At 52.7% G+C, this 11722-nt stretch carries 10 protein-coding genes, 1 tRNA gene and 1 pseudogene; 8 read left to right on the top strand and 4 right to left on the bottom strand.

What is annotated here, in order from left to right; translation table 11 throughout:
* Window positions 1–214: 214 nt before the first annotated feature.
* On the bottom strand, window positions 215–592 hold the full coding sequence (locus tag Q1L85_RS16570; RefSeq protein ID WP_300425299.1) for a PA2817 family protein: 378 nt from the start codon (window positions 590–592) through the stop codon (window positions 215–217).
* A 27-nt stretch (window positions 593–619) separates the two neighbouring features.
* Between Q1L85_RS16570 and Q1L85_RS16575 the strand changes: the two genes are divergently transcribed.
* Genes Q1L85_RS16575 through queF form a run of 3 tightly spaced genes read left to right on the top strand, consistent with a single transcriptional unit; the run spans window position 620 to window position 3140 of the window.
* The gene (locus tag Q1L85_RS16575; protein WP_300425297.1) at window positions 620–1540 is read left to right on the top strand and encodes an ABC transporter ATP-binding protein; all 921 of its coding nucleotides are present in this window, start codon (window positions 620–622) and stop codon (window positions 1538–1540) included.
* On the top strand, window positions 1537–2313 hold the full coding sequence (locus tag Q1L85_RS16580; protein ID WP_300425296.1) for an ABC transporter permease: 777 nt from the start codon (window positions 1537–1539) through the stop codon (window positions 2311–2313). The genes Q1L85_RS16575 and Q1L85_RS16580 overlap by 4 nt, the downstream gene beginning before the upstream one ends.
* Before the next feature lie 2 nt (window positions 2314–2315).
* Window positions 2316–3140, top strand: a complete 825-nt coding sequence (queF, locus tag Q1L85_RS16585; protein WP_300425295.1) for an NADPH-dependent 7-cyano-7-deazaguanine reductase QueF — start codon at window positions 2316–2318, stop codon at window positions 3138–3140.
* A 38-nt stretch (window positions 3141–3178) separates the two neighbouring features.
* On the opposite strand, the gene Q1L85_RS16590 is transcribed toward queF, so the two are convergent.
* On the bottom strand, window positions 3179–4570 hold the full coding sequence (locus Q1L85_RS16590) for an adenylate/guanylate cyclase domain-containing protein (RefSeq protein WP_300425294.1): 1392 nt from the start codon (window positions 4568–4570) through the stop codon (window positions 3179–3181).
* A 177-nt stretch (window positions 4571–4747) separates the two neighbouring features.
* On the opposite strand from Q1L85_RS16590, the gene Q1L85_RS16595 reads away from it, so the two are divergent.
* From Q1L85_RS16595 to Q1L85_RS16605, 3 genes and pseudogenes are all read left to right on the top strand, one after another.
* Window positions 4748–5302, top strand: a complete 555-nt coding sequence (locus Q1L85_RS16595) for a nitroreductase (RefSeq protein ID WP_300425292.1) — start codon at window positions 4748–4750, stop codon at window positions 5300–5302.
* Between the two features lie 133 nt (window positions 5303–5435).
* Window positions 5436–5523, top strand: a tRNA-Ser gene (locus Q1L85_RS16600).
* Window positions 5524–5874: 351 nt separating this feature from the next.
* Window positions 5875–6063, top strand: a pseudogene (locus Q1L85_RS16605) (IS256 family transposase); the annotation flags it as partial.
* A gap of 88 nt (window positions 6064–6151) precedes the next feature.
* Here the strand turns inward: Q1L85_RS16605 and Q1L85_RS16610 are convergent.
* The gene (locus tag Q1L85_RS16610) at window positions 6152–8476 is read right to left on the bottom strand and encodes a heavy metal translocating P-type ATPase (protein ID WP_300433600.1); all 2325 of its coding nucleotides are present in this window, start codon (window positions 8474–8476) and stop codon (window positions 6152–6154) included.
* A 316-nt stretch (window positions 8477–8792) separates the two neighbouring features.
* On the opposite strand from Q1L85_RS16610, the gene Q1L85_RS16615 reads away from it, so the two are divergent.
* On the top strand, window positions 8793–9476 hold the full coding sequence (locus Q1L85_RS16615; protein WP_300425288.1) for a heavy metal response regulator transcription factor: 684 nt from the start codon (window positions 8793–8795) through the stop codon (window positions 9474–9476).
* A gap of 3 nt (window positions 9477–9479) precedes the next feature.
* On the top strand, window positions 9480–10886 hold the full coding sequence (locus Q1L85_RS16620; RefSeq protein WP_300425287.1) for an Imm58 family immunity protein: 1407 nt from the start codon (window positions 9480–9482) through the stop codon (window positions 10884–10886).
* Here the strand turns inward: Q1L85_RS16620 and Q1L85_RS16625 are convergent.
* A complete protein-coding gene (locus tag Q1L85_RS16625; RefSeq protein WP_300425285.1) occupies window positions 10872–11516 on the bottom strand; it encodes a heavy metal response regulator transcription factor in 645 nt (214 codons plus the stop codon). The genes Q1L85_RS16620 and Q1L85_RS16625 overlap by 15 nt on opposite strands.
* Between the last annotated feature and the right edge of the window lie 206 nt (window positions 11517–11722).

Here is an 11722-nt window from a genome sequence, read left to right on the forward strand (position 1 = left end):
GTTGGTAGAGCACAACCTTGCCAAGGTTGGGGTCGGGAGTTCGAGCCTCCTTTCCCGCTCCAGATTCTAAAAAGCCGAACCATTCGTGGTTCGGCTTTTTTATTGCCTGAACTAAACACAACGCTGGATTTCCACCTTCGTGGAAATGACGTGGTGCTTGTCATCCCCGCGAACGCGGGGATCCAGCGCGTTGCTTGCTGGTCCTGGCGGGCTGTCAGTGAAGACTGCGCCCTGCAGACCGGTAGTCGTAATCACGGCCTTCGGCTTCGGCCTCTGCAGCCATCTCATCGAGGTGCTGAAAGCGTTCAATTTCTTCATCGGTAAGGTAGTGCAGGCACTCGCCACCAAAGAACCAGAACAGAGCACGGTCGATAACAGGCATTAACTGCGGCTGATGTGTAGCGATTGCCGCCAGTGTGTCCTGTCCAGCCTCGTACGCTGAATCCTTGTGTTCTGTCAGTTGGTCAATCAGAGACTGAATTTGTTGTAGAATCTCATCTCCTATCGCTCCTGCTTCCCGTGCTTCTGCATTCACGAGGCGTTGCTGTGTTTCTTCCAGCAGTTCCAGGTGGTAGGCAATACGTTTGTTCATTTTCTCTCTCAGACAGGTATGAGTGTTATGGTTGCAGCCCTGGCGGTTGAAGACCTCACCAAGGTTTACGGTAATGGCTTTCAGGCCCTGAAGGGTATCACGCTTGAGGTGGAGCAGGGCGACTTCTTTGCGCTCCTCGGGCCGAATGGTGCCGGTAAGTCGACAACCCTGGGGATTCTTTCAGGGCTGATTCAGAAGACAGCCGGCCGTGCGTCGATTATGGGGCACGATGTGAACCGCGAGGCGTTTGCTGCTAAGCGTTCATTGGGTGTGGTGCCTCAGGAGTTTAACTTTAACCAGTTTGAGAAAGTGGAAGATATCGTCGTCACTCAGGCGGGGTATTTTGGTTTGCGCCCTCATGAAGCCCGGGAGAATGCAGAGCATCTGCTTAAAGCGCTGGATCTTTGGGATAAGCGGGATCAGCAGTCGCGGATGCTCTCAGGCGGCATGAAGCGTCGTCTGATGATTGCGCGGGCACTGGTTCATAACCCTGAAGTGCTTATCCTTGATGAGCCAACCGCAGGTGTTGATATTGAGCTGCGACGTTCCATGTGGGAATTCATGGTCGAGCTCAACCGCAAAGGGACGACCATTATCCTCACAACACATTATCTCGAAGAAGCGGAGCAGCTCTGCCGCAACATCGCAATTATTAATAAGGGCGAGATTGTTCAGTGCACGAGCAAGCGCGAACTTCTTGCGCAACTGACGACCGAAACCTTTGTTTTTGATCTGAATAATTCAGTCGCCGATGACTTTTCTCTTGAAGGCTTCCCGGTGCATGTGCCAGCGGCTGATTGCCTTGAAGTGACGGTCGAAAAAGGGCAGAGCATCAATCGTATTTTTGAAGAATTATCCACCCGGGGCGTTCAGGTTCGCAGCATGAGAACGAAATCCAACCGCCTTGAGGAGTTGTTTGTGAATCTCGTCAGAGGAGACAATAAATGAGTCCGATGCGAGTTCAGTGGGTCGCGTTTCAGACGATAGTGACCAAAGAAATCCGGCGCTTTATGCGCATCTGGCAGCAGACGCTGCTGCCACCTGCGATCACTATGTCCCTGTATTTTATTATTTTCGGCAATCTGATCGGGTCCCGTATCGGCGAGATGGGTGGTGTCGACTACATGGCTTACATTGTCCCCGGGCTGATTATGATGAGCGTAATTACCAACGCTTATGGCAATGTGTCTTCGTCGTTTTTCAGTAATAAATTTCAGCGTAGCGTTGAAGAAATGATGGTTGCGCCTGTGCATCCTGCGACAATCCTTATCGGCTATGTGACCGGAGGCGTGGCCCGTGGGGTGGCGGTAGGCGTTATTGTGACTCTGCTGTCGCTGTATTTTACCGATCTTCAGGTGCACAACGTCGGGGTGATGGTTGCGGTGATTCTGTTATCTGCCATTCTTTTTTCGATCGGTGGATTTATCAATGCAGTATTTGCGACGAAATTTGATGACATCGCGATTATCCCAACGTTTGTGATTACGCCGCTGACCTACCTGGGCGGCGTTTTTTACTCAATCAGCCTGCTGCCGGAGTTCTGGCAGGACGTATCAAAACTTAATCCGATCCTCTATATGGTCAATACTTTCCGCTATGGGGTCCTGGGTGTATCTGACATCAGCATTGTGTTTGCATTTTCTATGCTGATTTTCTTTATTCTTCTTCTCGGTGGGTACAGCCTCTGGTTGTTAAACCGGGGCACTGGCATGAGGCAGTAATTATGGGCTCGGTTCACAGTGATTCTAACCCTCTGGGCAAGTTGTCTGCGTATCCGGACACATACGACGCCTCGCTTCTGTTTCCGATTGATCGTGACGAAAGCTGGCGATCCTCTGGGGAGTCGCGCTCGGGCATTCCCTTTTTCGGCGTTGATATCTGGAACGGCTATGAAGTCTCCTGGCTGAACAGTAAAGGGAAGCCCATGGTCTTTACCGCCGAATTCCGGGTACCTGCGTCCAGCCGTTTTCTGATTGAATCCAAGTCTTTCAAGCTGTATCTGAATTCGTACAATCAGACCCGTTTTGACTCAGTGGATGACGCACGCCGGCAGATGGAAATTGATCTCTCTGCGGCTGCCGGTGGACAGGTCAGTGTTGAATTTCACGGCCCGGATACGGTGTTTCCGCAAGCGCCTGAGGCGCTGCTGCTGGATGACCTGGATGTTGAGTTGTCTGTTTATGAACCGGATCCGGAGCTTCTGACTCTGGTGTCTGGCAGTGTGCATGATGGTTGGGTATGCAGCCACCTGTTGAAATCCAACTGTCCGGTGACTGGCCAGCCTGACTGGGGCAGCCTGTATATTCATTATCGCGGCGCTAAAATTGATCCTGCGGGATTGCTGGCGTACATCGTATCGTTGCGCCAGCATCAGGACTTTCATGAGCAGTGTGTGGAGAGGACGTTCAGGGATATTCTTGAGCGGTGTCGTCCGGATAGTCTGACCGTTTACGCGCGTTATGTACGTCGCGGTGGGCTGGATATTAATCCTTTCAGAACGACTGAAACTACCTACGACGCGCCGAACTTCCGCGGCTTCAGGCAGTGATTATCCGTCGTGCACATCGTCGTTGATGTGCACGATTTTTAAGCGACTTGCTTTCCCCGCAAGCGTCGGGCTGCCCGCTCCAGTTCATCGGCGATCCGGTCGCGGTCTTCTTCGGCAATTCTCTCCTGATCGATGTGCAGGGAGTAGCCTTCGCCTTCGTGGCTCATCTGGTTGATTTCGTCACTGTCTGCCTGAGACAGGTAATCGATTACCTGGAAGGTCGGGATAGGGTCACGGAAGCCTTTGACGACCGCTTTGCCACGACTGCGGCAGTCGATACGATCTTTAATCAGGGTGTAGGTGTCCTGAGATATCAGGATCTCGCCGGGTGTCGCTTCTGTTTCCAGTCGTGACGCCAGGTTCACTTCTTTACCGATGATGGTGTAATCCATCCGGCTTTCGGTGCCGAAGTTACCAACGGTGCAGTAACCGGTGCTGATGCCCATGCGAACCTGCAGAGGAGAGGAGATCCCCTGGTCGGCCCAGCGCTGGCGGAGCACCTGCATGTGGTTGCGCATTTCAATGGCCATAGAAACACAGGCAAGCGCATCGCGTTTGGTGCCTTTGGTTTTAGGATCACCAAAGAAAATCATGATGCCATCGCCGATAAACTTATCGATGGTGCCACCGTACTTGAGTGCGATGTGCGACATATCGGTCAGGTAGGTGTTGAGCAGCTCTGTAAATGACTCGGCTTCCATCTGTTCAGAAAGCGCTGAAAACCCGACGATGTCGGAGAAGAAGACCACCAGCTTTTTACGCTGAGTCTCCAGTCGTACCTGTCTGCGCCCGGAGAAGATGGACTCCCATATCTGAGGGGCAACGTATTTGGATACCTGATGAGACAATGCCTGGAAGCGCTCTACCTGACCCTGAAATTTCAGCTTCAGTCGCATGAGATCACGCGCTTGTCGGTAACTGTTGTGTGCCGTCAGCGCGAGGTGAAAACCGACGCCGCCCGCAGTCGCAAGGAAGAGTTCATACGGGACAGGAGGCGCCGCGTTATAGCCGGTCAGCAGGTACGCTGCACCAGCCCCTGAGATCAGTGAAATGATACAGAAGGCCCAGGCGGTGAAACTGCCGACAACAATAAAGCTGGTGTTGATCATGATCAGAAAGAGAACGACGATCTCAATCGGGAAATTGATCAGCCCCAGGAACACACCGCAAAGTAAAGCATCGCCATGAATCAGAAACTGTCGGGTGGTGTAAGCTTTGCGACGACGGAAGGGGCCGCTGAGCACGTAAATCAGGTGCGGATAGAGTAGCGCGAAAACTGCGATGTCGGTTTCAGATTCACTGAAATAGCCGTAGTGAATTCCGGTAAAGACAGCAACTGCAGCAACTGCATAGCCGAACACACGGGCCATGTAGTCCTGTTTGGGTAAGGTGGTCTCATGAAAATGAGACTGCTTCTGCACATTGGGCATGAATCGTAACCGGCTCTTTATTATTATCTTGGTAGCAATCGGTACAGGAACTAAGAATTTTTACTTAGTCTTATCTATATACCTATAAACGTTCCGGACAGCAAGCTGCTGTCCCGTTTGACATAATATTGCCATAGAATACCACTTTGGCTCAATTGGTTACATTGGATTGACTTTATGGACGCTCTTGAAGCGATTACACAGCGAGTATCAATTGCACAACTGACCGGACCTGACGTGTCAGACGAGCAGAAAACCATTCTGGCTCAGGCCGCAATGCGGGCGCCTGACCATGCCTGGATGCGTCCCAGTCGTTACCTGACGATTGAAGGCGATGCACGGGCACGTCTGGGGCAGATTTTTTACGAAGCCCAGAGTGCAGGTAAGCAACTGCCGGATGAAAAGCGTCAGAAAATGCAGGGAATGCTTCTCAGGGCGCCTCTGGTGATTGTTGGGATCACACGGGTTTCCGAACATCCGAAGGTGCCGCGCGATGAGCAGATACTGTCCACCGGTGCTGGTATTCAGAATATGCTGATCGCCGCTCATGCCCTCGGTTTGGGAGCCATCTGGCGTACGGGAGATATGGCTCACTGTCAGGGCGTCAGGGCAGCACTTGGGCTTGCGGATAACGAAGAAATCGTTGGTTTCCTGTATGTCGGGCATCCCAACACCTCCGCCAAGTCGGTCCCTGTGATTGACGATCCGGAGTTCTTTACGGCCTGGGCTTAGGCAACCAAATTGTTCCGGGACGTCTGGGAAAAGCTCTAGAAAACAACGAATTAGCGCCTCGCTGTTGACCTTCTTCTAAAGCCTGCGTATAGTTCGCGGCCACTGAACAACGCAACTTTGCGTCGGTTCTGTTGGTGAGGTGTCCGAGTGGTCGAAGGAGCACGCCTGGAAAGCGTGTATACCGAAAGGTATCGAGGGTTCGAATCCCTCCCTCACCGCCACGAATTGTTCTAAAGCCCTGATTTATCAGGGCTTTTTTTTGAATTGTATTTGCTAGTCCCCCAATCAGTCCCCTTTGTGGCTTTTTGATCACATTTCTCTCTCACTCAAATCATGTTGCTCGGCACAAATAGCAACCGCTCCTGAATCTCTTTTTTCAGGGTGAAAGTACCCGATTATCCCGATCATCCCGAATGGTGTGAGATCATTCAGGGCCATTCCACAAATGATTGTTCTGTCTGTTCTTATCGCTAACCAGTAGTCCGACCACCATGGACGGCGTTTTTTGTCGGGAAAATCAATGATTACACCGTTATCTCGTTTGCTTGATACCTTTCGTGCTGCCGCTGCATCTGAACAGTGTGATTCGTAAAGCGACCAAGCGCAGAAAGTTATTCCCCAGCGATGACTCGGCACTGAAAGTGGCTTTCCTGGCGATCCAGCAGGCTTCAAAGAAATGGACCATGCCGATCCGTGATTGGAGGCCGACATTGAATCGCTTTATTATCGAATTTGGTGACCGCCTGAACGGTCACCTGTAATGGGGTGGGCAGTTACACAGATTTATTTACAGGCTCGTAAAGAACAGGCTGTTCTATCGTGGGGGGATTACCCCTCGACGTATCCAGCCTAAACCGAACCACGAAGCCGCAGCGAGTTGAATACAACGGACGCTGAACTCAGACTCATCGCCAGGGCTGCAAACATGGGTGATAGAAGCAACCCGGCAAACGGGTACAGGACGCCAGCAGCCAGTGGAACGCCTAACGCATTATAAATGAACGCAAAACCAAGGTTCTGCTTCATATTGAGAATAGTCTTGTTTGACAGGTCCCGGGCAATCGAGATACCCCGCAGGTCTCCTTTTACCAAGGTGATTTGCGCACTGTTCATCGCTACGTCCGTCCCGGTTCCCATAGCGATACCGACATTCGCCTTGGCCAGTGCCGGGGCATCGTTGATGCCGTCGCCCGCCATCGCAACGATGCAACCTTCTGATTGAAGCTTATCAACCAGATTCAGCTTGTCGGCCGGTTTCACTTCGCCATGAACTTCGTCTATGCCTAGTTGTTCGGCGACCGCTTTTGCCGTTGAAATACCGTCACCAGTAGCCATGATGACCCTGATTCCCGCGGCCTTGAGCGCCTGTACCGCTTCAGGGGTGCTCTGTTTGATGGGGTCGGAAACGGCGAGTAGGCCGACCAGTGTGCCGTCAACCGCCAGGTACATCACACTCGCACCCTTTGTCCTCCATCCCTCAGCGGTGGCAGCCAGGCCATCAACATTGACGTTATCCTGCTGCATGAACGCAGTGTTGCCCAACAGCAGTGTTTTGCCTTCAACCTTGCCCCGTACGCCTATGCCGCTACCCGAGTCAAAGTCGTCCACTGGGCTGAGCACCAAATTACGTTCGCGCGCAGCGCTGACAATAGCGTCAGCCAAAGGATGCTCGCTGCCTTGATCGAGGCTGGCAGCCAGGCGCAAGATTTCATCGGCGTCCAACTCGCCAGCGGAAACAGCCTGATCGAATGCGGGTCGGCCTTCTGTCAAGGTGCCGGTCTTGTCTACGATGAGCGTATCGACTTTGCGCAGATTTTCTATTGCTGCTGCATCACGAAACAGAACACCCTGGGTTGCGCCTCGTCCGGTAGCAACCATGACTGACATGGGCGTTGCGAGCCCCAGCGCACAAGGGCAAGCGATGATCAGAACAGCGACCGCATTGATCAGGCCATAGACCCAGCTTGGCTGCGGGCCGAATATGCCCCACACGACCAAGGTGAGGATGGCGATGGCTACCACCGCCATGACAAAGTAACCCGCCACCAAATCAGCCATCCGTTGCATCGGCGCCCGAGAGCGTTGGGCCTGAGCCACCAACTGGACAATTTGTGACAACACAGTGGCCGAGCCGACTTTCTCCGCCCGGATCACAAGTGCACCAGAGGTGTTCATCGTTGCCCCTATGACCTTGTCACCCGGGCGCTTGCTGATGGGTAACGATTCACCAGTCAACATGGATTCATCGAGAGAACTTGCACCCTCTTCAACAATGCCATCGACAGGAACTTTCTCACCGGGACGTACGCGTAAACGATCACCTTCATGCACATGCGTCAGCGGTACATCTTCTTCTGTTCCGTCTGCATTGATACGGCGGGCCGTGTTGGGCGCCAGACCGAGCAATGACCGGACGGCAGCGGATGTCTGGGAACGCGCGCGAAGCTCCAGCATCTGACCAAACAGCGTAAGGGAAATGATCACCACTGCGGCTTCGAAATAAACCGCCACACGCCCCATGGACATGAATGTTTCCGGAAATATACCGGGAGCTACGGTTGCCAGCGTGCTGTAGACGAAGGCGGCACCGGTACCCAAGCCGATCAGCGTCCACATGTTGGGACTGCGGTTGACCACTGATTGCCAACCCCGTACGAAGAACGGCTGTCCGGCCCACAGCACCACGGGAAGCGACAGTACAAGCTCTATCCACGTTTGCGTCGCCATCTCGAACCAGCCAAGCTGTGGCCCAAACATGGCAAGCACCGTGACAATGACGGTAAAAGGCAATGTCCACCAGAATCGCCTGGAAAAATCGTCCAGCTCGGGATTGTCATCTTCCAGACTGGGCATCAGGGGTTCAAGTGCCATGCCGCATTTAGGGCAGGTTCCGGGGTTGTCCTGACGTATTTCCGGATGCATCGGGCACGTATAAATTGTGCCTTTGACCGCTTCCGAGGGAGGTGGCGAGGTTGGTGAAAGAAACTTCTCAGGGTCATGCTGGAATCTATTCATGCATTTGGTGCTGCAGAAGTAGTAAGTTTTACCCGCATGCTCAACATGCTGGGCAGAGTCTGCCGTTACACCCATGCCGCAGACCGGGTCTGTAAGCCCTGAGCCCGTGTGGGAGGGTGTATGGTGATGACAATGAGACTCAGAATTATCGTGAACCATGGATAAGCACCTTTTCAAATAAGCAGGCAGTTTGCGCCGCGTTTTTTGCGGCTTCTTAAAGGAGGAGATTACATGAATCATGATGCCATAAACTTATTAGTTAAAGATGACCAGGCTGCTCCCGCAAGCATTACATTTTAGTCATGTTATGCGAACAACGCTTTTCTCACCGATATAACCTAGCTTCCGGCCACCAACATTACATATTTGTCATTTTCTGGTCATGTTGTGGGCAGATTTCAGACTATAAAATTGATATTGACGACAATGAAATGGACTGGCTTTCTTGGCCTGAACTGTAGAGCGGAATGGAACGATGAAGATTCTCATCGTAGAAGATGAAGTGAAAACTGGGGATTATATCCGGCTGGGCCTCATGGAATCCGGCTTTGTGGTAGATCTCGCCCGGACCGGGCTCGATGGTCACCACCTGGCGCTTACCGGCTCGTATGACTTGATTGTCCTTGATGTAATGCTGCCTGATGTGGATGGCTGGCGAATTATGCAGTCATTGAGAGAGGCCAGATCCACCACGCCTGTGTTATTTCTCACCGCAAGGGACAGTGTAGAAGACCGGGTCAAGGGTCTGGAATTGGGAGCGGACGACTATCTGGTCAAGCCTTTTGCTTTTTCGGAGCTGCTGGCACGAGTACGTACATTGTTACGGCGCGGTGCTGCGCCGGTTTTTCAGGATCAACTCCAGGTGGCTGACCTGATGCTGGATATACCTCGCCGTCGCGCACAGCGACATGGCGTGAGGATCAACTTGACCAACAAGGAGTTCACCCTACTTGAACTCCTTGTGCGGCGCCAAGGGGAAGTGTTACCACGCTCATTGATCGCTTCCCAGGTGTGGGACATGAATTTTGACAGTGACACCAATGTCATCGATGTTGCTATCCGGCGGCTGCGCGCGAAGATCGATGATGATTTTGAACCAAAGCTGATTCATACCGTACGCGGGATGGGTTATATGCTTGACGTGACACAGCCAGGCTAGCCCATGAAAAGACGCCCGCTATCTCTGGTCGTTAGACTCACCGTCTCCATTGGCGCTGTGATAACCGCTGTTCTCCTCACCTTTGGCTGGATGATGGAGCGCTCTATCAATAATCATTTCGTCCAGCAGGATGTGGATGAGCTCAATTCAGTAGTTCAGGCGTTGCAATACCTCCTCGCGACCGTACCGGCCGATATACCCGCCGACGAGCTGCATCAGCGTCTCGCTAGCGTGGTAACAGGCCATCGTAACGCCCAATACCGAATCAGTACCGATAGCGGGTCATTGATCTACTCAACACCGGGTTTCAATCTGGACACGTTCGCCCGCACTGCCCGACCTGTAGAAGAAATCACTATCGATACGGTTGAGAGCTGGAATGATCATCAAGAAGCCTTTCGTGGTGCGGTCTTGTGGATTGAATCAGACAGGCTTGAAGGCAAAGCCAGGTTCAGACTCGCGGTCGCCACAGGAATCGACTTTCATCTGCATTACCTGGACGGCTTTCGGAACCACCTTCGGATTGTCACCCTTGCCGCGTGCTTGATAGTTCTTCTGGCAACCTGGTTCGCGGTTTACCAGGGACACGCTCCTATTCGACGTATCAGCCGAGAGATGAGACGCATCAGGTCTGATCAGATGGATTTTCGCCTTGAACCGCGATCCGTCCCCGCCGAGTTGGTAGAGCTGACGATTTCCTTCAATGAAATGATTGGCAGGCTTGAAGATGTATTCCGACGCCTATCGGATTTTTCCGGTGACATCGCGCACGAACTGCGCACACCCATTACCAATTTGAGAACCCATACTGAGGTGGCGCTAACCCAGGCGCGCAGCGTGGAGCAGTACCGGGAAGTGCTGTATTCAAATCTCGAAGAATATGATCGTATGGCCAAGATGGTCGGTGACATGCTTTTTCTGGCTCAGGCTGATAATCAGCTGCTGAAACCGGAACTGGTCGATATCGATCTTCAGTCAGAGCTGAGAAACCTGTTCGATTATTTCAGCGCCTGGGCAGAAGAGCGGGAGGTGCTGTTAGAAAATACCGGAGAGCAAGTTCATGTCCATGGCGACCGACTAATGATCCGTCGCGCCTTGAGTAACTTGCTGTCCAATGCAGTCCGGCATACGCCAGAGGGGCAGAGCGTAACCACAACCCTTCAAGTGAACTCCGGTAACGTAAGAATCCGCATACAGAACCCAGGGCCACCTATACCTGAAGAGCATTTGAATCATATTTTTGAACGATTCTACAGGCTCGACGCATCCCGCCAACGTAGCAGCGAAGGTGCCGGGCTGGGCTTGGCCATCACGAAATCGATTATCGAAGCCCACGGCGGGAAGATCAGAGCGTTCTCCACAACGGAGGCAACCACGTTTGAGGTTCAATTACCTCTAAAAATGGAGTAGATGCCTGGGCTCGAAGTCATCGTCAATTTTAGCGCGCAGGCGACGGATGGCTACGTCGATCACATTGGTGTCGGAATCAAAATTCATGTCCCATATCTGCGAGGCGATCAGCGAACGTGGCAACACCTCACCCTGACGGCGCACCAGCAGCTCCAGCAGGCAGAATTCCTTGTGGCTGAGATTGATTTTTCGGCCGGCGCGCGTGACCCGGTGCCTCGGCAGATCCAGGGTGAGATCCGCTATTCTGAGCTGGTCCGACAGGGGCGGTGCCGAGCCTCGGCGCAACAGGGTGCGCACTCGTGCCAGCAACTCGGCAAAGGCGAAGGGCTTTACCAGATAATCATCGGCGCCCAGCTCCAATCCTTTGACACGATCATCCACGCTGTCACGAGCGGTAAGAAACAACACCGGCGTCTGGCGTCCTGCCTCGCGCAGCGACTGCACAATGCGCCAGCCATCCACGTCGGGCAGCATGACATCCAGCACAATCAGGTCGAAAGACTCGGTCATCGCCAGATGGTGGCCATCGAGACCGTTGCGAGCCAGGGACACTTGAAAACCGGCTTCGCTCAACCCCTGCCGCAAATAGTCGCCAGTCTTGATTTCATCCTCGACCAACAGTAGTCGCATAAATACCTCGCTTATCACGTTTTATATCAGTCTAGCGGGTCATTCCCCACAGTAAGATCATACCAAGATGACATTTTTGCAATCTACGGGTCATCTGGCTGACAGGGGAGATTAGTTAATATCGGAACCGTTTTTAACACAACCTAGGAGTCACATTATGAAACGCCAATCACTCAGCTATTTCGTCGCCCTGCCGGCATTATTGC

The sequence above is a fragment of the uncultured Thalassolituus sp. genome (assembly GCF_950066645.1).
Taxonomy (GTDB): Bacteria; Pseudomonadota; Gammaproteobacteria; order Pseudomonadales; family Oceanobacteraceae; genus Thalassolituus.